19 protein-coding genes and 2 tRNA genes are annotated in these 21,273 nt (G+C 49.5%); 12 read left to right on the forward strand and 9 right to left on the reverse strand.

Going from position 1 to position 21,273, the window contains the following annotated elements; all coding sequences use genetic code 11:
* The 4 genes from BMW31_RS09975 to BMW31_RS09990 all read right to left on the reverse strand — a co-directional run.
* A partial coding sequence (locus BMW31_RS09975) for a transposase (protein ID WP_091825028.1) occupies positions 1 to 254 on the reverse strand: 254 nt, incomplete at its 3' end.
* 108 nt (positions 255 to 362) lie between these two features.
* Entirely contained in the window at positions 363 to 962 is a 600-nt protein-coding gene (locus tag BMW31_RS09980) for an AbgT family transporter (RefSeq protein WP_091825032.1), read from the reverse strand.
* Positions 959 to 1,684 carry a DUF5932 domain-containing protein gene (locus tag BMW31_RS09985; RefSeq protein ID WP_091825035.1) on the reverse strand — a complete coding sequence of 242 codons (726 nt, stop codon included), beginning with the start codon at positions 1,682 to 1,684 and terminating at the stop codon, positions 959 to 961. Before BMW31_RS09985 ends, BMW31_RS09980 begins: the two co-directional genes overlap by 4 nt.
* A complete protein-coding gene (locus tag BMW31_RS09990) occupies positions 1,657 to 5,172 on the reverse strand; it encodes a sensor histidine kinase (protein ID WP_255404933.1) in 3,516 nt (1,171 codons plus the stop codon). Before BMW31_RS09990 ends, BMW31_RS09985 begins: the two co-directional genes overlap by 28 nt.
* Positions 5,173 to 5,406: 234 nt before the next feature.
* On the opposite strand from BMW31_RS09990, the gene BMW31_RS09995 reads away from it, so the two are divergent.
* The 5 genes from BMW31_RS09995 to BMW31_RS10015 all read left to right on the forward strand — a co-directional run bounded on the left by BMW31_RS09995 (position 5,407) and on the right by BMW31_RS10015 (position 10,621).
* Positions 5,407 to 6,471, forward strand: coding sequence for a LacI family DNA-binding transcriptional regulator (locus BMW31_RS09995; protein ID WP_091825044.1), 1,065 nt, complete (start codon positions 5,407 to 5,409; stop codon positions 6,469 to 6,471).
* Between the two features lie 21 nt (positions 6,472 to 6,492).
* On the forward strand, positions 6,493 to 7,779 hold the full coding sequence (locus BMW31_RS10000) for a Na+/H+ antiporter NhaC family protein (RefSeq protein WP_255404934.1): 1,287 nt from the start codon (positions 6,493 to 6,495) through the stop codon (positions 7,777 to 7,779).
* A 61-nt stretch (positions 7,780 to 7,840) separates the two neighbouring features.
* The gene (locus BMW31_RS10005; protein WP_091825048.1) at positions 7,841 to 8,644 is read left to right on the forward strand and encodes a hypothetical protein; all 804 of its coding nucleotides are present in this window, start codon (positions 7,841 to 7,843) and stop codon (positions 8,642 to 8,644) included.
* A 71-nt stretch (positions 8,645 to 8,715) separates the two neighbouring features.
* Positions 8,716 to 9,399 carry a glycoside hydrolase family 25 protein gene (locus tag BMW31_RS10010; RefSeq protein WP_091825051.1) on the forward strand — a complete coding sequence of 228 codons (684 nt, stop codon included), beginning with the start codon at positions 8,716 to 8,718 and terminating at the stop codon, positions 9,397 to 9,399.
* A gap of 52 nt (positions 9,400 to 9,451) precedes the next feature.
* Positions 9,452 to 10,621, forward strand: coding sequence for a zinc ribbon domain-containing protein (locus BMW31_RS10015; RefSeq protein ID WP_091825053.1), 1,170 nt, complete (start codon positions 9,452 to 9,454; stop codon positions 10,619 to 10,621).
* 62 nt (positions 10,622 to 10,683) lie between these two features.
* On the opposite strand, the gene BMW31_RS10020 is transcribed toward BMW31_RS10015, so the two are convergent.
* Positions 10,684 to 11,370, reverse strand: a complete 687-nt coding sequence (locus BMW31_RS10020) for a DnaJ domain-containing protein (RefSeq protein WP_091825055.1) — start codon at positions 11,368 to 11,370, stop codon at positions 10,684 to 10,686.
* Positions 11,371 to 11,773: 403 nt separating this feature from the next.
* Here BMW31_RS10020 and BMW31_RS10025 point away from each other — a divergent pair, with 403 nt between their 5' ends.
* From BMW31_RS10025 to BMW31_RS10035, 3 genes are read left to right on the forward strand one after another with little or no spacing between them, the layout of a single operon-like run.
* Positions 11,774 to 13,528: a bifunctional metallophosphatase/5'-nucleotidase gene (locus tag BMW31_RS10025; RefSeq protein ID WP_091825057.1), complete on the forward strand. Its 1,755-nt coding sequence runs from the start codon at positions 11,774 to 11,776 to the stop codon at positions 13,526 to 13,528.
* Positions 13,529 to 13,543: 15 nt separating this feature from the next.
* Positions 13,544 to 14,329, forward strand: a complete 786-nt coding sequence (gene nudC / locus BMW31_RS10030) for an NAD(+) diphosphatase (RefSeq protein ID WP_091825060.1) — start codon at positions 13,544 to 13,546, stop codon at positions 14,327 to 14,329.
* Between the two features lie 53 nt (positions 14,330 to 14,382).
* Positions 14,383 to 15,684, forward strand: coding sequence for an NCS2 family permease (locus tag BMW31_RS10035; protein WP_091825062.1), 1,302 nt, complete (start codon positions 14,383 to 14,385; stop codon positions 15,682 to 15,684).
* Positions 15,685 to 15,808: 124 nt separating this feature from the next.
* Here BMW31_RS10035 and BMW31_RS10040 read toward each other — a convergent pair whose 3' ends face one another.
* Both BMW31_RS10040 and rd read right to left on the reverse strand, forming a co-directional pair.
* Positions 15,809 to 16,438 (reverse strand): hypothetical protein, encoded by a 630-nt coding sequence (locus BMW31_RS10040; RefSeq protein ID WP_143049185.1) that lies wholly within the window; start codon positions 16,436 to 16,438, stop codon positions 15,809 to 15,811.
* A 339-nt stretch (positions 16,439 to 16,777) separates the two neighbouring features.
* Complete coding sequence (rd, locus tag BMW31_RS10045) at positions 16,778 to 16,942, reverse strand: rubredoxin (RefSeq protein WP_091825070.1); 165 nt, start codon at positions 16,940 to 16,942, stop codon at positions 16,778 to 16,780.
* Positions 16,943 to 17,172: 230 nt separating this feature from the next.
* Here rd and BMW31_RS10050 point away from each other — a divergent pair.
* The 3 genes from BMW31_RS10050 (at position 17,173) to BMW31_RS10060 (ending at position 17,847) form a co-directional block, all read left to right on the forward strand.
* Positions 17,173 to 17,245, forward strand: a tRNA-Thr gene (locus BMW31_RS10050).
* A 5-nt stretch (positions 17,246 to 17,250) separates the two neighbouring features.
* Positions 17,251 to 17,321, forward strand: a tRNA-Gly gene (locus tag BMW31_RS10055).
* Between the two features lie 85 nt (positions 17,322 to 17,406).
* Positions 17,407 to 17,847, forward strand: coding sequence for a T9SS type A sorting domain-containing protein (locus tag BMW31_RS10060; protein ID WP_091825074.1), 441 nt, complete (start codon positions 17,407 to 17,409; stop codon positions 17,845 to 17,847).
* A gap of 143 nt (positions 17,848 to 17,990) precedes the next feature.
* Here the strand turns inward: BMW31_RS10060 and BMW31_RS10065 are convergent, their stop codons facing one another.
* Together BMW31_RS10065 and BMW31_RS10070 are read right to left on the reverse strand one after the other, a co-directional pair.
* Positions 17,991 to 18,806, reverse strand: coding sequence for a hypothetical protein (locus BMW31_RS10065; protein ID WP_091825078.1), 816 nt, complete (start codon positions 18,804 to 18,806; stop codon positions 17,991 to 17,993).
* 15 nt (positions 18,807 to 18,821) lie between these two features.
* Positions 18,822 to 19,577: a nitrilase-related carbon-nitrogen hydrolase gene (locus BMW31_RS10070; RefSeq protein WP_091825081.1), complete on the reverse strand. Its 756-nt coding sequence runs from the start codon at positions 19,575 to 19,577 to the stop codon at positions 18,822 to 18,824.
* Positions 19,578 to 19,975: 398 nt separating this feature from the next.
* Here BMW31_RS10070 and BMW31_RS10075 point away from each other — a divergent pair, with 398 nt between their 5' ends.
* Positions 19,976 to 21,250 (forward strand): replication-associated recombination protein A, encoded by a 1,275-nt coding sequence (locus BMW31_RS10075; RefSeq protein ID WP_091825085.1) that lies wholly within the window; start codon positions 19,976 to 19,978, stop codon positions 21,248 to 21,250.
* The last annotated feature ends 23 nt before the right edge of the window (positions 21,251 to 21,273 follow it).

Genomic DNA, 21,273 nt, shown 5'->3' on the forward strand with positions numbered 1-21,273 from the left:
CGCTTCAGTTCTGCTTCATGCGCCTTGCGCTCCTCGAGTAGCTGGGCGCGAAGTTCATCAAGTGTGGTTGGCAGTTCTTCGTGTTTCATAAGAAAGGAAATTGATGAGTTGTCGGGGTGGCCGTACGCGCGGAGATATCCGAAGAATGTCGCCACGGGAATGCCGGCACTCGCGGAAAAGGCGCGTATCGACAGGCCACTCGTGAGGTACCGACGTAATAACTCTAATTTTTCGATTTCATTGTACTGTTTCATGACTTTTTACTTTTTTTGTTTGATGTAAACTGTCAACTTATTCAGTACAGGTCACTTCAGGGAAAGGCTTTCTGAACCATAGCTTGTCAACAGGCCCCTGTTTGCAGCTTAAATACCGAACACGAACTTGGTGGAAAAATAGAGCTGTGCAGCCAGCACGTACAAGATGCAGAACGGAGCCAAATAAATCATACCGGCCGTAAGGCTGCTGAAAACGGACTCAAGCGTGTTCGTTCGTCCGGACAACATGCCATAGCTGACGGATGCCAGAGATACGATGAAAGCTATGATTGCCACAACGCTCTTGCTGAAACTGCTGGGAAACAGATTGCCGGTAACGCTGAGCAGGATGCCTTGTGGCAGCAGCGTAAGCAGCATGACGATACCCACAAGAAGCAATACTTCGACTGCAACCATGCGCAGGGCGAAACGCTCACGGTACGAGCGGGGCTGCCGTTGGGTAATGCAGGCGGCCAACCCGCTGTACTGAAAGGCTCCGTAGGCGATGCCTATCAGCAGCATCCACACCAGTACGGGAGTGGCCAGGTTCTCTACAAAGTTGCCGAAAAACCATCTGATGCCCTCCGAACTGAGCAATGAGCGCATGGCGGCATCAGGCATGGCAGACGTGAGTATCCACGACGAGAGGATGAGCAATAGCTGCGCAATGCCCAAACACAGAGCTGTATATGATAGAAAGCGTTTCAATCTTCGTCGGGCTGCAGGTTGTCTATATCCAATATTCTAAGTTCGAGAGCCCGTACTACCAGCCGCGTAGCATTTACGCCCATGCCGTTGTTGCCGTCGGGAAACAGTTTCTGCACCAGTTCGTTCTGCCTTTTCTCCAGACTCTTCACGCCAAAAGGCATACCGCGCAGGTTGGTTATCTGCTCTTTGGTATATCCCAAAGCCAGGTGACGCAGAAAACGCTCGTCGTACTCGTCGATTTCGTAGCTGATGAGAGCTTCCTGTCGCATGAGCTGATTGTTCACACTGGCCTTGAAGCGGGCGATGATTTTCTCCAGAATAGGCTGGTTGAAAACGAGCTTCTTGCCACTCATTACGCTTGAAACATCGCCGCGCGTAAGCAGTTCTCCACTCTTGAGGATGATGCCGTCGCAGCCTGCATCAAGCACGTCGACCCACAATTTCTCGTTAAGAATCTCGCCCGTAAAGATAAGGACCTTGACTTGAGGATAGCGTTCTTTCGTGTATCGGCATATCTCCACACCCACCGTGGTGCTTCCGCCAAGGCCTAAATCGAGCAGAACCAAATCAGGAAGCTCATTTTTGATGAGCCGGACGTAAGCCTGCTCGCTGTCAGCCGTCCCCACAATCTCTGCTTCGGGTATCTCGTTACGGAAGATTCCTTCCGTTCCCTTTAACTCCAAAGGTATGTCTTCTACGATGATAACTTTGAATTTTTCCATATCTCTTTTAGTATTTTAATGTCGATTTCTATCGGTTGTTTGGTATTCTCACCTCTTTCATCGGTTTTACTCATTGGCGTGGCATAGATGCCACAGCCTCTGGCATTGGTTGCCTCGCCTATCTCACGCATCACCTGACGGCAAAGAAGGAACTGCACATCGACCGTAAGCGGCGTGAAGAGCTGGCTGCACTCTGCACCGGTTAATAGGAAATGTGGCATGAGCAGCGTGACGACTACATATCTGTCGCCATCCTCCTTACATCGCATGGCTATCTGTTTCTCGCCGCTTGCCTTGTGCAAAATATCGAAAAGGTAACTGAGCATGTCCTGGTCAATGTGGATGTTTCCCTCCGTCTGCCTCAACGCCTGTTCGCTGAGGATGGAATAAAGTTCCTTGTAATAACTCACAAGTTCCGATATCTTCGAGAGGTTTTCGTCGTTGCCGTCTATCAGCTGGCGAATACGAGACGGATAGTACATGGTCTCGTGCTTCAGCGTAGAGAGGCAATTATCCAGAATACTATTGCTGACATGCAACTTGTCGCTCTCATATTCCGCTCTCCGCAGCTCGTCTTTGGCAAGTTCTTCGTTCACAGCCTGCTCGGTATCGGACACTATGCTCTGCTGCAAGGCAGCTTTTATCTGCTCAACTATGTCATTGAGCCGGGCATACTGGTCGTTACCGACATTGGTCATCAGCTTCTTGAAATTGAGTTTCTCTATTTGCTTGAGTTTCTCCTGCGGCAAATCATTACTCAGCAGGATGCGGTTTACATCGTTTACCCTATCGAGACAGAAGCGATAGTGAACCCGGTGCCGGTAGTACATGATATAATAGGCGGGGAAAATAAGGACCAGCAGGATAATAAGGAGAATAATGGCTATGTCCTTGTTGTTCTCAGAACGCTGCATGACGCGCACATAATCGCCCAGCGTATTGTCGGCACTGCGCTCACGGAACAGTTGAGTGTACACGCCGTTGTTGTATCTGTACAGATTCCACCGATGCAGGGCCAACGCTGCAACTGCACTCTCATTGCGGACGGACAGAATGACATCATAGGCCGTTTCAAGGCTGTCGTGGAACCATTTCAGTTCGGCAGGCAGAGTGGGTTTATCGGTATAGGAAACCATCAGATCGCTGCCATGCGGATTACGCTTCAGGTAGTAACGGTTTAAATAGTATCGCGCACTGTCGGCATAGGCTAAAGTCTGAAGGAAAGTGCCCTTGATGTTGCTGTTATAGACACTGTCAGCAAACGTAGAGGCACGCTGTAACTCTACCGGATACTTTTTTTGTGCAGATTGCTTGGCTGCACCAACAGGCTGCGAGCATCCAAAGCCCAATAATGTAACGGCAAACAACAGTCGGGATATGCCTTTTGGGAGACGGAACCAGAGGCGACTGCCCTTGTTGTCACTATCTGGCAATGAAGCTACAGGGCTCTCTGCTCCAATAGAACAAACACGGAATATCTGGCTGATTTTATGGTACTTATCAATAATACCTTTACAGTTCATCAGTCCAAAGCCATGACTTCTGGGGGAACTCTGTACTGAGAAGGCAGAAACGCCATGAGACGCGTTAACGCTTTCAGCACTTTCATCAATAACAGGTTTATGGTCGAACAAGTGGATAAGCTGCTCTTCGGTCATACCTTGCCCATTGTCTATGATGTTTATCTCCACGTAATCTGGTTCTATGACTGCCTTGATGACGACATGTCCGCCTTTAGGCGTAAACTTGCGGGCATTATCTGCCATCGTGTTAACCATGAAGAGCGTAAGTACCTTGTCCGCTTTTACAACGGCCTGTGTGGGTTCCACCGACAGCGTAATGCCCCGAAGCTGAAAGCTCATTCTGCTTTTGGCAACTATGTCAAACAGAGACTGCAGCGGAAAACTCTCTATATGAAGACTTAGCTGACCTTGCCGCAGCTGGATCCAATTGGTCAGTACGCCATTGTAATCGTTTATCTTATCGGTCAATTCGGCCATGTACTGGTATCGTTCCAGCCGCGTTTCTTCACTCTCTTCCGATTTCAACAAATGGTGCACCTCATTTTTCATCCGGTCAATGAAAGGAGTGATGCTGCAGACTAACGAGACCTTGGCTCTTTGCTCCAAATTCCGCTTTTTGTTCTGAAGCACATGGAGCTGTGCCAACTTAGTTTGCTCCTTCAGCTCATCCATATCTTCCTGATGCAAGCGTGCCACTTCCACATTTTCTTTTTTCCATTGTTCAAGTGGTTTCAGCAAATCAGACAAGGGATACTTACTGTCATTGCGCCGGCGCATATAGTCGAATGCGAAAAGCAATATGCACACCAACACTATCATAATAATAACAGCCAGAAGCAAGCGGTTAAGCTGTCTGGACGAGTTTTGCAGTTGATCGGCTCGGGCTTCGAGCAGCCTGTCCTGGCGAGTCATCTCCTGCATGTCCAGATACCTGTTACGGTTGAAATCACTGTTTGGCTTGTTGTCTATGGCGGAATAAGCCAACGAAAGTTGTTCTCGAATGGAAGCAACAAGATCGGGTGCCAGTTGAATGGCCGTATTCTTGTTTAAGGCTTTCTGTAAACAGATGATGGCCGACTTATAGTCGTTTAGCGCCCAGTAGCATTCTGCAAGTGTTCGATAAGCGCCTGCAGTCTGGTAAACATCACCATAGTCAGCAAATATATTAAGCGCACGTAAGGCCAGGTTCCCTGCCAACAAGCTATCGGCCATTTCGTCGGTATTGATAAACTTCATGGCCGGCAGATTATCAGCCATGAGTCGTTTCCTGTACTTGGGAGTTTCCAAGTGTTTGCTGAGTGCCTGCAGTGCTTGGGCCTCAAAAAAGGGGTAGCTCGCTTGCCGTGCCAGCAGATAGCAGCGCATAAGGTAGTCGAACTCAATCTGGTTGATCTCCTCTTGAGCCTTGGCAGTTATAATTCCCCCGGAACCGATATTATACCAGTAGTTAAGTAACTGCGCAGTATCCGCAGCTATTTCGCCATCGGGATTGATGGAATCGAGTGCGGCAATGGACTGTGGAGTAAGTCCGACGTAAAAGAAATAGGTGGAATTGATGATCTTAAACTCACTGTCGCCATAGATGAGTCTTTTATTCTGATGGTCGGTAAGGACTCCCCGCTCTTCGTTGATACGCCTCAATCGGCGGGAAGCACTTTCCCGATAGATATAAAAATCCTTGTTGTGAGACTGCCGCTGGCACAATCGCATCATTTGAACGTCAGCAATAAACAGCTCCACCTGATTGTTTGTAGAAGTTTCTACTTGATACAACAAGGCATAGGCCTTGGCATATTCCATCTTGGCTATATTCACAAAGGCCATGTTATTCAAAGCCTCTGCCCTGCCCTCTTTGTAATCAGCAGACAAGTCATAGGCTTTTTGTGCATAGCTAAGCGTAGAATCCAGGTTACGGTAATGCCAAGCATACGAACGCTCATTCAACTCATCAATCCTGTCTGTCATTTCATGGGAGCATGCAGCGAATAACAGGACGAGTGGCAGCAACAGTGCGGATGCTTTATAACTAACCTTATGTTGTTTACAGTCTATCATATTGATGAGACAAAGATAATCTTTTTTGTCTTAATTGGCACTTTTTCCAATGAAAAAAATGCAGAATAGAAAAATAAATCCCGTGCTTTCGCACAATTAAACAAGAAATGATTACTTTTGCATTATAGTAAACACTTTTAAAGAATGACAGAGAAAATAAGAATTAAGGATATTGCCGAGCGGGCTGGAGTCTCTGTGGGCACCGTAGACAGAGTGCTGCACGACCGCCCAAACGTATCCAGGCCTGCCAGAGATAAGGTGGAGAAAGCTCTTCAAGAGATGGATTATCAACCAAACATGTACGCCAGTGCCTTGGCGTATAATCGTTCTTACACATTCTATCTGTTGATACCCAGACATGAATCTGAGGCTTATTGGGAGGAAATAGAAGACGGCGCTCACAAAGCCATGGAAGCAAGAAGAGACTTTCACATTGGAGTGAAGATTGTTTATTACGACCGGTTCGACTTCACCTCCTATGCCAAGAGCTATACGGAAATACTAAATGCTAATCCAGACGGCGTCGTTATCGTTCCTTCGACTCTGGAAATAACGCAGACGTTTACAGACAAATTGCATGAAAAAAACATTCCTTTTATCTTGCTTGATTCCTATATGCCCGACTTGCGTCCACTCTCTTTCTATGGTCAAGACTCATTCAGCAGCGGTTGCTTTGCTGCAAAGATGCTGATGCTCTTTGCTGCAAAAGAAAAAGAAATCATGATTTTCAAGCGTGTTCACAACGGAGTTGTAGTCAGCAAGCAGCAAGCAAACCGGGAAGTAGGCTTCCTTCATTATATGAAAGATCACTTTCCAAAGGTCAAGATTACAGAACTGAATGTGGAAGAAAGCAACCGAACCGAGGATTACAACACCATCCTCGACCGTTTCTTCACCTCCCATCCTAACATCCATCATTGTGTAACGCTGAGTTCCAAAGCACACATCATCGGAGAATATCTGCTTAAACATAACATACGTGATGTTCAGACGATGGGTTATGATGTTGTTCAGAAGAATGCAGAATGTATTCGTGAAGGCAGCATCTCTTTCGTGATAGCCCAACATGCCTATATGCAGGGTTATAGTTGCATCGACACCATGTTCCAGGCCATTGTGTTGAAAAAGAAGGTTAATCCGGTTAACTATATGCCTATTGAACTGATAACCAAAGAAAACCTGGATTTCTACCGCAGAAATCAGTTATAGAAGTTCATTTAGCAAATCAAATTGGAAGTTTCAAATAAAAAAGGCATCCTCGCCCTCTCGCCGCTCATCGTCTTCATCGTGCTGTATTTGGCCATGTCCATCATAGCAGGCGATTTCTATAAGGTGCCCATTACGGTTGCCTTTATGATTGCCAGCATTTATGCCATTACTATTTCGGGAGGTTTCCCGTTAGCCAAACGGATAGATATCTTTAGCCGTGGAGCCGGCTCCAGCACATTGCTTCTCATGCTGTGGATATATGTTCTGGCAGGTGCCTTTGCCGAGTCTGCCAAGCAGATGGGCAGCATTGATGCCACTGTGAACCTGGCACTCCACGTTCTTCCTGACAGTTTGCTGCTTCCCGGCTTGTTCCTGGCAGCCTGCTTCATCTCCATTTCCATTGGCACCAGCGTTGGCACGGTGGTAGCCTTGGTGCCGATTGCTGCCGGAATCGCCCACTCCACGGATGCCGACATCGCATTGGTTACAGCCATCATTGTGGGCGGAGCATATTTCGGCGACAATCTTTCCTTTATTTCTGACACTACTGTTGTAGCCACTCAGACCCAAGGCTGCAAGATGAGCGATAAGTTCAGAGCCAATCTCCTGATTGTCATGCCGGGTGCGCTGGCCATACTGATTATCTATGCGTTCATGGGAGCCGACATACAGGCACCCGGAAAGGTTCCTGACATTGAATTCATTAAGGTTATCCCTTATCTGGTTGTCTTGCTGACAGCTGTGTTCGGCATGAACGTTATGGCTGTTCTCGCCATTGGCATTGCCTTATGCGGCATCATCGGTATAGCTAACGGAACTTATGACATTTATGGATGGTTCGGTGCCATGGGCAAAGGCATAACCGGAATGGGCGAGCTTGTCATTATTGCCATGCTCGCGGGAGGCATGCTCGAAATCATCCGAGAAGGCGGAGGAATAGACTATCTGATAGCCAAACTTACAAGTCATGTTACCAGCAAGCGCGGAGCAGAATTTTCTATCGCCGTACTCGTAGGACTTGTCAACGTATGTACGGCCAACAACACCGTAGCCATTCTGACGGTGGGAAGCATCAGCAAGAAGATTGGCGATAAATTCGGAGTCGACAAGCGCAAGGCCGCCAGCATCCTGGATACCTTTTCCTGTGCCGTGCAGGGAATGCTTCCTTACGGCGTACAACTGCTCTTGGCAGCCGGACTTGCCGGAGTTAATCCCATACTGATACTCCCCTATCTCTATTATCCGATGGCAATAGGCTTTTCGACCCTGCTGGCCATCCTTCTGCGTTACCCCAAACGGTATTCATAACATCCGCCGACAGACTTGACTGTATCTGTAAACAACTGATTTAAAGTATCGCAACAACAAAATGGACATCATCAATCGGAATTTCTTCAGACTGCTGCGTTCCGGAGCCCTCAACGAGTATGAAACGCTGGAACCCATGTCGGCATTCAAATGGAAAAGGTTGGCGCAGATTGCACGGGCACAGAATGTTGTTTCCATAGCATACAAGGGACTCAAGAACCATCAGTACGACGAAGAAATAAACATACCCAAGTACATTGCCGAAGAAATGCAGCAAGAAGAATATGCAGACAAACCAGAGAGCATGAACACCCAACTCTCCAACCTTTTACTCAACAAGCGACTGAAGAAAATACGAAAGGAAGAGCCTCACCAAATGGATGCCTCCATGGCTACAGTAGATGTTCTGAACCTCATCATCAACAATGTAGGCCACATGCTCAACAGTGGCATCTCGCTGCGGAGCATCATTGATTTGGGCATTTACCTCAGAACCAAAGGCGACAAGGTTGACTTTGTGAAACTGGAAGGCTGGTTACAGCAGCTGCACATGCAGAACATGGCCCAGCTGCAAGGCAGCATCCTGATGAGTGTTTTCAACTTCGAACAAGAAGAAATTCCTTTCGTCCACCAATTTGTATCTGCTGCCTACAAGCTCGCCATGCGGTCGGTAAAGCATACGGCCATAGACACATCCAAGGAGTGGCACTTCCGCCAGAGCCGCACGGGCTTTGTAAAAAACAACTCGACCGTACTTCGCCGCAACCTCCGCCGCAGCATCCGCTACATTAGCTACGCTCCCATCGAAACCTCCAGCAACTTTATCAGCAATTTTACCCGTTCTCTGTCAGAGATTGAGGAATAGCAACTTAATATTTGTAAAAAACACAGCTTTAGCTGTTCCTGTATCTACTCTTTTTAGTATCTTTGCATATTATGAATAGACTGTTTTTTTTCATCATAGGTTTATTTACTTCCATTACTGCCAGTGCGCAGGTGGAGTGCGAAGACACATGCCAGCATATTCACGGCATTGATTTGAGCCACTACCAGGGCACCGTGTTCTGGGATGCCGTAGGACAGACAAAAACCGCATACGTTTATCTCAAGGCAACCGAGGGCGGCAACAACATAGACGACAAGTACCTGGAAAACATAGACATTGCCCACAAAAACGGGCTCAAAGTTGGCAGCTACCACTTCTACAGGGCGCGTATTCCACAAGATGTTCAGCTCTCCAACTTCATGGCACAGTGCAAACCGGGAGAGCAGGACCTTATCCCCATGATAGACATCGAGACCCGCAGCGGACTCTCACAAGAGGAATTTACCGACTCACTCTTCAAGTTCCTGAACCTGATAGAGATAGCCTACAAGCAAAAACCGCTCATCTACACCGGTGCCAACTTCTATGACCAGAACTTCCAACACCTGCTCGACGATTACAAAATCATGATAGCCCAATACACCCTGCGTGAACCATACCTGAAAGACGGCCGCGACATTACCATGTGGCAGTACACCGGAAAAGGTAGAATTGACGGAGTAAACGGCCATGTAGACAAAAGTCGCTTCATGGGAACCCACACCCTGCGCGAAATCAGGTTCCGCCACCGCTGACGGAAATGTGTACACAAACAGAGATAAGTGAATATTTAATTCTATAAACAACATGTCTATCATCAAATGTCCTGAGTGCGGACATCAGATTAGCGACAAGGCACCCGCGTGCCCGCAGTGCGGCATAGAGATAGCCGGCAAGGTTACCCGATGCCCACAATGTGGAGAGGTTTATTTCAAGAGCCAGGAAAGGTGCCCCAAATGCCACCACCTGAACACAGGCCAGCAGGCATCAGCCACTCCGTCAGCTCCCGCACAGCCATCAGTTCCTGCTGGCAACGAGCCAACTACGCATGCGCCGGTTCCGCCCGTGCCGCCAACAGCACCAACGACAACACAGCCCAACCGGCCAGAACGAAACAAGAAGACGGGTCTCATCATCACCTGCCTCATTATAGCCATAGCCATAACCGGCACGTTGTTCTACTTCTACAACGACAGCAAGAACGCCAAGGAGCAGGAGGCCTATGAATATGCCCTGCAAAGTGGCGACCCGCTCATCCTGCAACAGTATCTCGACCAGTTCGGCGATGCACCTGCGGCACATACCGAAGCCGTTGAAAGCCGGCTCAAGAACCTGCGACAAATCGAACAGGAGTGGACAAACGCCGTCGTAAGCGGTTCTGCCACATCCCTGGCAGACTATCTGCGCAACTATCCAAACTCCCCTCACAAGGCCGAGGCCATTCACCGGATAGACTCCATTGACTGGGAGTACGCCTACAACGAGAACTCCATGGAGGCACTGCAGTCTTATCTTGACGAGCATGCCAACGGCGAACATGTTGACGAGGCCAACACTGCCATCAAGAGACTGAAGGCCAAAACCGTTCAGCCCGACGAGAAGGAACGGCTCACAACCATACTGCGAGGTTTCTTCCAGAGCCTCAATACCCGGAACGAAAGTGGCCTTACCAACTCGGTGGCTACGATTATGACGTCCTTTTTAGGCAAGAACGATGCCACGAAAAGCGATGTCGTTACCTTCATGAACAAAATCTACAAAGCCGATGTCACAGGCATGAACTGGCAAATGAACAACGACATGAAGATTGATAAGAAGGAAGTGGGCGACGAGAAGTATGAATACACCATCCAGTTCTCTGCCATTCAGGATGTACAGAAGGCAGACGAAACAGAAAACAACAAGTTCCGCATTAACGCCAAGGTTGGTCCTGACGGCAAGATATCGTCGTTCAACTTGGTCAGAATCATAGAATAGCAGCGCTACACCATATTATATATAAAGGCCGCAGACTCAACCGAATCTGCGGCCTTTATGCTTTATGACATCCTCATCTCCCGCAACAGCTCCTTCTGTCGTTCGGTAAGATGCGTAGGTAACTGCACATTGTAGGTTATAATCAGGTCACCGAAGGTGCCGTCGCCCCTGTCATAGCCCTTGCCCCGCAAGCGCACCTTGGTTCCGTTCTGTGTTTCGGGCTTTACGCGCAGCTTAATCTTTGCCCCATTGCTCAGCTGGATGATGACGTCTCCACCCAGCATGGCCGTGTAGAGGTCAATATTCACGTTGGCGTTCATTTCTCCGCTATGGGGCGAAGCAGCCCTTGCACGCGACTTACCGCGCGGACTGCCACCCCCAAAGAGATCCTGGAAAAAGCTCGAGAAGCCTCCGTTACCGGAAAAACCGCTGAAGTCGAAGCCTTCGAAGGGAGACCCGCCGCCTTGCGACGACCAGTGGAACGAACTGCCATTGCCGCCTCCTGCCGCATTAAAAGCATCGGCCTCGCGCCATTTCTCGCCATATTGGTCGTACTTTTTCCGCTTCTCCGGGTCGCCAATCACATCGTAAGCCTCGTTCAGAGCCTGGAATTTGGCCTTAGCCTTCGGGTCGTTAGGATGCAGGTCTGGATGGAACTGCTTGGCCCGTTTGCGGTAAGCCGCCCTCACATCCTTCTGCGGGATGGAGCGGTCTACACCCAAAATCTTATAATAATCTATAAATGCCATTATTCATTCCTCCATTTCTATGAAACTTAACAGCAAAAATCGTGCCGTGTATGCAGCATTTCTCCCTCTGTCCGGCAAAAACATCAACGCTGCCAAAAACCAACTACACGGTGCGCGGACTTTTCCTTTCTGCAGCTCAAAGATATGCTTCAGGAACTTTCGACAAGTGTCGCACAATCGTGCGACAAGTGTCACACATGAATTCGACACTTGTCGAAAGTTCCTGCACGTTGCTCTCTACGTCGCCTCAACCGCCTCATTGCCTCTGCAAGAGGCACATCCGAGACCCTAAGACAACAATTTTCGGCGTATTATACTCGGTTTTCATGAATAATTTCTACCTTTGCACATAGTTGGCGATATGCCGTAATGTGCCGCCACACCCACGTAAACGCTACATGATATGAGAAAACTATTCGCAGCACTGCTGGCAGTGCTCTGTTTCAATCCTTGTGTAATGGCTCAACAAACAACTGTCAAGCTCCGCGTCATCGAGACCTCCGACGTACACGGAAGTTTCTTTCCCTACGACTTCATCAACCGCAAACCTCAGCAAGGCACACTGGCCAGGGTCAGTTCCTACGTTAATCAACTGCGCCAAACCTATGGCAAAAACCTCATACTGCTTGACAACGGCGACATCCTGCAGGGCCAGCCCACCTGCTACTACTATAACTTCATCAACACCCAGGCGCCCAATGTGGCTGCCGAAGTGGTAAACTACATGGGCTACGATGCCCAGACTATAGGCAACCACGACGTTGAAACGGGGCACAGCGTGTACGACAAGTGGATAAGGGAGATAAAATGTCCCATGCTGGGTGCCAACGTTATTGACGTAAAAACGGGCAAACCGTACCTGCACCCCTATACGGTCATGGAGCGCGAAGGCATCAGGATTGCCGTTATAGGCCTGCTGACACCGGCCATACCCAACTGGTTGAGCCGCAACCTGTGGTCGGGTCTCAAGTTCGACAACATGGTAACATCGGCCAGATACTGGATGGACTATGTGCAAAAGCATGAAAAGCCCGACGTTGTTATCGGGCTTTTTCACAGCGGCAGCGAAGGAGGCATCACCACGCCCGAGTACGAAGAGGACGCTTCTCTTCGCGTTGCAAGAGAAGTTCCGGGCTTTGACCTCGTGCTCTATGGGCACGACCACACGCGCCACGTTGACCAGGTGGTAAACTGCGAGGGCAAGAAGGTTGTCTGTCTCGACCCCGCCAACAACGCCATGACTGTGGGCGATGCCGAAATAACCGTAACTAAGAACAGCAAGGGGATAGTGACCCGCGTGCACGGACAACTGGTAGACATGACCAGCCAGCCCATAGACAAGGACTTCGAGCGCCACTTCAGCCGGCAGATGAAAGAAGTGCAGGCTTTCGTAAGCAAGAAAATAGGCAGGCTGGCCGAAACCATCTACACCCGCGACAGCTTCTTCGGTTCCAGTGCTTTCAATGATCTCATCCTCAATCTGGAGCTTCAGATTTCGGGTGCCGACATCGCCTTCAATGCGCCTTTGTCCTTTGATGCCAAAATAAACAAAGGTAACGTGTACATGAGCGATATGTTCAAGCTCTACAAATACGAGAACCAACTTTACGTGATGCGGCTCACGGGCGAGGAGATACGCAAACATCTCGAGATGAGCTACAACCTGTGGGCCAACACCATGCAAGGTCCTGACGACCATCTGCTCCTGCTGAACGAGGAGACCAAGGGCGACCAGCAGCGGCTGGGGTTCAAGAACTTCTCCTTCAACTTCGACAGTGCGGCCGGTATTGATTACGAAGTAGACGTTACCAAGCCCTACGGAGAGAAGGTGCGCATACTGCGCATGAGCAACGGGCAACCCTTCGACGAGCACAAATGGTACAAGGTGGCCATCAACAGCTATCGGGGCAACGGCGGAGGCGAGCTGCTCACCAAAGGCGCCGGTATTCCCCGCGACAGCTTGGAGAGCCGAATTGTTTGGGCAAGCGAGAGAGATCAGCGCTTCTACCTTATGGAGGAGATTGAGAAACAGAAGACTCTGGCTCCCAAACCCAATAATAACTGGCGCTTTGTACCCGAGAACTGGGTGAAGGAAGCAGCCAAGAGAGACTACAAAATACTGTTCGGAAAGAGCAACCGGCCATCGGCAGAAAAATAAAAGCTCATCATCAAAATGAAGAAATACTGGTTCGTGTTCTGCAAGTCCGACCTCATGCTCGAGAAATGTGAGGACGGCAGCTATACCATTCCCTTTCAGGAAGAACCGCCCATACCTCTCAAGGCGTGGACGCACGTGATGAACATCACCCCCTTCGACGACGGCTCTCAAGTGAGAACCTACTGCATCGAAAAGCCCTTGGTACCTGAAGACAATCCGAAATATGAAATGTGCGGTCTCCGCCCGTCGTTCTACAAACTGCCCACCGAGCTTTATCTCAAGGCCGGCAAATGTCAGGAGCTGCTGTACTGGGACGGCAATACCCGCTTCTGCGGCGTGTGCGGTGCCCCGATGGAAATGTCGACGGACATCTCCAAGAAGTGTACGGTCTGCGGAAAGGAAGTATGGCCGCAGCTGGCTACGGCCATCATCGTGCTCATTCACAGGCAGGACGAAGTGCTGTTGGTGCATGCCCGCAACTTCAAGACCGATTTCTACGGGCTGGTTGCAGGCTTTGTAGAAACCGGCGAGACGCTGGAAGAGGCCGTACACCGCGAGGTAATGGAGGAAACCGGCATCACTATCAAGAACCTCAGCTACTGGGCAAGCCAGCCGTGGCCCTACCCTTGCGGGCTGATGGTGGGCTTCTATGCCGAATATGAGAGCGGAGACATCAGGCTGCAGAAGTCGGAACTCAGCCGCGGAGCTTGGTTCCGGCACGACCGGTTGCCCCAGATACCGGAGAAACTCAGCATTGCCCGCAGGCTGATAGACAACTGGCTCAAAGGCTTCGGGCACTAAAAAACAAGCAAATAGCAACAAAAACAAAAACTCATCCGATAAATTAAGTACGTATGAACATTTTAGAGAGGGCTTTGGGATTTGATTTCCAAAGCATGAAAGTTAAAACCGAAGTCATTGCAGGAGCCACAACCTTCCTGACCATGAGCTACATTCTGGCCGTCAATCCGGCCATTCTGTCTTCTACCGGCATGGATAAAGGAGCGCTGTTCACGGCAACTGCGCTCGCTTCTGCCATCGCCACGCTCCTGCTGGCGTTCATGGCAAAGCTGCCGTTTGCCCAGGCTCCCAGCATGGGACTTAACGCTTTCTTTGCCTACACGCTGTGCCAGGCCATGGGATATACGTGGCAACACGCGCTGGCTATCATGTTTATAGAAGGTATTATATTCGTGGTCATCACTTTCTTTAATGTGCGGGAGCTGATTTTAGAGAGCATTCCGAAGAACCTGCGCTTTGCCATTTCGGCGGGCATCGGTATGTTCATTGCCTTCATCGGACTGAAGAATGCCGGCATCATCGTTGCCAAAGAAAGCACGTTCGTGGGTCTTGGCGCTTTCACTCCGGAGTGTTTGCTCGGCATTATCGCCATTTTGGCAAGCGGCGTGCTGATGGCCCGCAACGTCAAAGGCTCCCTCTTCTACGGCATTATTGCAGCTACGCTGATTGGAATCCCCATGGGCGTAACCTCCATTCCGCAAGGATGGCTGCCCGTAGCGGCACCGCAGAGCCTGGAACCCATATTCTGTCAGTTCGACTTCAGCGGACTGCTGAACCTGAAAACCGTTCTGGTTGTATTCTCGCTGCTCATTGTCAACATCTTCGATACTGTGGGAACACTTGTCGGACTGGCCTATAAAACTGGCATCGTACGGCCCGACGGCACCATTCCTCACGTGAAAGAAGCCATGATGAGCGATGCCATCGGAACCACCTGTGGCGCCATGTTAGGCTCATCGACACTTACAACTTACGTTGAAAGTGCATCAGGCATAGCCGAAGGAGGCCGCAGCGGCCTCACCGCTTTCACAGTGGGAGCGTTCTTCATCGTGTCCTTGCTGCTCTCGCCTGTATTCCTCCTCATTCCGAGTGCAGCCACTTCGGGAGCGCTGGTCATGGTGGGCGTGCTGATGATAGACAGCGTGAAAAAGATTGACTTGGGAGATGTAAGCGAGGCTTTCCCAGCCTTCATCACCATGATTACAATGGTGCTGTGTTACAGTATAGCCGACGGTATCTGCCTGGGCATCCTGAGCTATGTCATCCTCAAGCTGTGCACGGCTCAGTTCAAGGACTTGAACATAACGCTCATCGTATTGAGCATTCTGTTCGTCATCAACTTCATAGCCGGATAACACCCTCCTTATTATATACCGAAAACCCTCAAGACGAAGCCGTGGCTTGTCCTTGAGGGTTTTCGGTATGGCAATGTTGAAGGGCTCTTCCTGTTCTGTCGCCTACCTGAGTCAATGCAGAACTTTACAGAGAGCGGCCTATCGTGCCGAAAGAATACCTTTTGCGGTTCTTCTCCCAATACTTCCGGTCGGCATGCTTCTGCATGTCCCGGCGGTGTTTATCAAAGGAACCATGACGGTAGTCGTGCTCAATCACTCGTCTCTCCTTCCTCATTTCCTTCTGATATTTCTTCCAACTGTGGGCCAAATCCTTGTAATACTTGTGGTTGCCACGGTGCAATCCGCCGCGATAAGAGGCATACACCCTCGGCCGGCCACGGTAGAAACGGCTTCGGTCGGTATAATGTCTGTACACGGGCAGATACCATGAGTTGTTTGTCCAATATACCGGACGATAGAAGTAGCCGACAGCAGCAAAGCGTCTGTACTGCAGTTCGGAGAATATATATTGCAGATTGCGATTTCTGCTGCGCCAATACGAGCTGTAGATGTCCGACCTACGGTCCAGTGACAGTAAATAGTCGAGGTTTATTTCATAAGCTGCCTCGTACTGGCGGTCGTCCAACTGAAGCTCGTAAGCCATCTTGTCCGTCAGAAACAATGCACGCTCGCGAGCTTGCTCGTAACTCATTGCGTTGGCAGATACTGCAAAAGCAAGTATCATTGTTGCCATTAAAAGTCTTAAAGTTTTCATTATCGTAATCTTTTAAAGGTTCTACATGTGGTTGTTCTCTTCTTGTTACTGCAAAGATAGAACGTACAGCGCAACCCTGCAACGGCAAACACCTAAAAAGAAACGTAGGTTTCCCTAAACGTAAAGGGAAATCCCCTATTCTTGAACCTATCGAATTGAAGCCTTGAACGTATGCTTCAAGGCGCTTGAAAGTATGCTTCAAGAGGCTTGAACGACATGTCCTGCAAAACCACCTTATATAACAGGGTTCCTTGTCCGTGCATAGGCCCGCTCTTGAAGGCAAACAAAAAAGAGAAGCCTGGCGGCTTCTCTTAGTCTTTTATTCAAATAGCACTCGGGTTAGTCCTCTGCAACAGAGAAATCCTCCTTGCCTACTCCACACAGTGGGCATACCCAATCTTCAGGTAAATCCTCAAATGCAGTTCCTGGCTCGATGCCATTGTCCGGGTCACCTACTTCGGGATCGTAAACCCAACCGCAAGTATCGCAAACGTACTTCTTCATAATTGCTTTTGTTGTTAATGATTAGAAAATGTTTTAATTAATTCGTCCAAGTTCAGCCTAAGTTGAAAACTCCAATCATAGGAAGCACTCTTTCAAGTTGCGAATTTAGAGAAAAAAACTCATTCCGACAAATAAATACTCATTTATTTTAGGCCGGAAGAAGCCTGAATAGATTTTTCTGAGAAAATTTTGCAGGTTACAAAAAAAGCCTTATCTTTGCATTCGGATTTGCCGATATGGCTCAGTTGGTAGAGCAACGCATTCGTAATGCGTAGGTCCCGGGTTCGAGTCCCGGTATCGGCTCTGATGCGGAATTAGCACATCGGTAGTGCGCGGGCTTCCCAAGCCTGAAAGGCGGGTTCGACTCCCGTATTCCGCTCTGTGCTCTTTTCCCCTCTTTTGCCCCCTGTCTTCATACTGCTTGCCCCGAAACTTCCATACACAGCATTGATAACTGTAAGTCTATGAACCGCTTTATCATATCATTATTTCTGCTTATTCCCGCTCTCGCATGGGCCGGAACAGAGGATAAAGTGCTGGTTATTAATGGAAACAGGGCGGAAAAGAAAGTTATACGAATAGGTTTTAACAACGACTCTGTTACGCTCTTTTGGAACGACCAGACCAAAACCAGTAGCAGTATTGACCGCGTGATGATGCGGTTGGCTTCCGCCCAGGGCATTGACAAGGCTTGCATCACGTCCGTATGCGGTCTTTATGCCGACCATCTGTTCGTTCAAGGCTTGGCAACAAACACTCCTCTCTCAATCTACGACATGCACGGCAAGCTGATGCTGCAGATGCCGGTCAGCGACAAGACAACGCAGATAGAGATTGGCAACCTTAACACCGGCATCTATCTCCTGAGCCAGGACAATGTTGTTGTAAAGTTCATCAAGCAATAATCAAGTTAAAAAGGTGCGCGTTTTTCATGCGGCTGCTTGCAAACAACAGCCTCGCCATGCTATGCTGATAACTTTGCAGCAACACCACAAAGCACACCAACATATCACGGCGAGGATTAAAGAGTCATGAAAAAGGACGTGGCTTAGAACTCCCCGTCTTCGTCGGAAACATCTTCGGCCTCCAAGTTCAAGTCTTCCGGGTCGGCATCAAAGGTGGTACGATAACTTTCTTCGGTCAGTTTGTCCTCATCGTAGTCTTCGTCTTCATCCTCTGCACTGTATTTGTCATCAACTTCAGGCAGTTCTTCTTCGTCCTCCATGCTGTCGCTGATATCGTCATCATCCAACTTGTTGTCGCTGTCGCTCTTGTACCGGGGCTTCTCAACTTCGGGCTTTTCCTTGGCAAAAATGGCCTCGGTCCAGGTGCCTTTGGTTATTTCGAGAACCTCGTACCCGTCGTTCACCTTCTTTTCATACATGCCTCCGGGCTTGTGCAGGCGCTCGGTGGGCAAAGTGGTGGTGCTGATGTCGAAGCTGCTCTCTATGATATCCTGTATGCTCTGGGACAGACTTTCCCATCCGCCACCGAAGTTTCGCTCGAGTACCTCGATGAGTTTGGCCGCCGAGATGTGATGGATGTTCTCATAGGTCAGGTCGGTTACGCGCATGATAGGCCGCTTTTTGAGTGCCCACTTCACCTTGGTGGCGTCGTCAAGGCGCACTTGTCCTACTTTAAAGCCACGGCTTTCGTATTTCTTGATGACCTCAGGCTTGTCTATCTTCACTTCTTCTATCTCGAACGCACTGCGCACTATATCCTGGTAATGGCGCATGTTGTCCTTCAGGTCGGCATCCTTTTCTGCGGCTTCCCACATCCGGAAGATGTCGTTCTCCTGGATATTCCAGACATTACTTTTGTTGAGTGTCTTTAGCGTTAATGCTTTTTTGTCTTGCTTCATATACTGTTTTTGTTTTTATTTGTCACGGTCTTGCAGTGTTCTGAACTTGTTTCTGTATAAATTGAGTGTGTCGAGGCTGATTTCACCCGTTACAGTCTGCACGCTGTTGTCGGCAGACGCCTCGGCTATGGCGTAGCCCCGCGATTCTACGATGCAACTGCCGCCGGCATATTGGTTCAGCTCGTCGGCCCCTACCCGGTTGCAACCTATCAGGTAACATTGGTTCTCGATGGCGCGGGCACGTGTCAGGATGTTCCAGGCATGCTGCCGGGAGTCGGGCCAGTTGGCCACTGCGATGATGCCGTCGTAGTCTTCGTGATAGCGTGACCACACGGGGAAACGAAGGTCGTAGCACGTAAGCAGCAGGAACCTCCAGCCCTTCCATGCTGCCACCGAGCGTTTTTGGCCCGCGGTATAAGCAATATTCTCACCGCTGTAGGTAAACAGATGATGCTTGTCATAGAAATCGAAGGTCCCGTCAGGCCTCACAAAGTAGCAGCGGTTGCGCCACCGGCTTTCGTCATCCTTGATAGCAAGGCTTCCGCAAAGGGCCGCCCCGGTATCGTGCGCCGTGCGCTTCATCCATGCCAGAGTGGCGGAATTGTTTTCCGAGCGCTCGCCACGAGGGTTCATGTCGAACCCAGTATTCCACATTTCAGGTAACACATAGAGGTCAGCAGACGGCGAATTGTTGATAAGACGCTCTGCTTCAGCGATGTTGCAGTCTGGTTTGTTCCAGCTGATGTCCATCTGGAGTATTGTTACCTTCATTTCAATCTTTGTTTTCGTTGCAAATGTAAGTACATAATTTATAACTCACAAACTTTTTATAGAAAAATTGTGGCTCCGCTTATAAAAATTTGCAGAGCGTGAAAACGGCAAAAGTAAAACTGCGGAATACAAGTTGTGGAAGACCGGCGTGCATGAGAACGAGGTATTAAAAATGGCTGGTTGCTCCGCTAAAGATAGGGTCTGGCAACTTTCGACACTTGTCTAACGAATGTGCGACAAGTGTCAAACAATCGTGCGACAAGTGTCGAAAGTTCCTGAAGGTATCTTTCGGCACCGAAATTCGGCCGTTAGCGCATATAAAAAAACAAAAAATAAGCCCCGGCATGATGCCTTTTTACCATTCTTTTGCTACCTTTGCAATAGATAGTGAGATGAATATGAGTGCGCCTTTAGCAGAAAGAATGAGACCCCGAACGCTCGATGAATACGTCGGGCAAAAGCAACTTGTTGGCGAGGGTGCCGTGCTGCGCAAGATGATTGATGCAGGACGCATTTCTTCTTTCATCCTCTGGGGCCCTCCGGGGGTGGGTAAAACCACGCTGGCACAGGTAATTGCCAACAAGCTGAAGACTCCTTTCTACACGCTGAGCGCAGTTACAAGTGGCGTGAAGGATGTGAGGGAGGTAATAGAAAAAGCGAAAAACAACCGCTTTTTCAATACAAATTCACCCATTCTGTTCATCGACGAAATCCATCGTTTCTCCAAGTCACAACAAGACAGCTTGCTGGGCGCCGTGGAACAGGGCATCGTTACCCTGATTGGTGCTACGACGGAGAATCCTTCTTTCGAGGTTATCAGGCCGTTGCTCTCGCGCTGTCAGCTCTATGTTCTCAAGCCGCTCGATGCTGACGACCTGCTGGAACTGCTTCATCGGGCCATTACAGAGGACGTGGAGCTCAGGCAGAAGCACATCGAACTGAAAGAAACGGGCGCCATCCTGCGATACAGCGGCGGCGATGCACGTAAGTTGCTTAACATACTCGAGCTGGTTGTGGAGAGCGAGAACAGCGACACAATAGAGATAACGGACGAGAAGGTGGTGCGAAACCTGCAGCAGAACCCGCTTGCCTACGACAAGCAAGGCGAGATGCACTATGACATCATCTCCGCATTCATCAAGAGTATCCGCGGCAGCGACCCCGATGCGGCACTCTACTGGATGGCACGCATGATAGAAGGCGGTGAAGATCCGCAGTTCATTGCCCGCCGGCTGGTTATCAGTGCTGCCGAGGATGTAGGGCTGGCCAATCCCAACGCGTTGTTGCTTGCCAATGCCGCCTTTGATGCCGTGATGAAGATAGGCTGGCCGGAGGGGCGAATTCCGCTGGCGGAAGCTGTTGTTTACCTGGCCACAAGCCCAAAGAGCAACTCTGCCTACTTGGGTGTTGACCGCGCCCAGCAGTTGGTCAAAGAAACGGGCAACGAGCCTGTTCCCCTGCATCTGCGCAATGCACCGACAAGTTTGATGAAGCAACTGGGTTATCATGACGGCTATCAGTACGCTCACGATTATCCGGGCCACTTTGTGGAGCAGCAATACATGCCCGACAATCTCAGGAACGAACGCTTGTGGTTTGCTCAACACAGCCCGGCGGAGGAACGCCAGTACCAGTGGATGCTGCAATGTTGGGGCGACCGTTACAAAGAATAGAAACTAAAGGAAACTGAAAATAG

Origin of the sequence: Prevotella sp. kh1p2, from assembly GCF_900111525.1 — a bacterium.
Lineage (GTDB): Bacteria > Bacteroidota > Bacteroidia > Bacteroidales > Bacteroidaceae > Prevotella.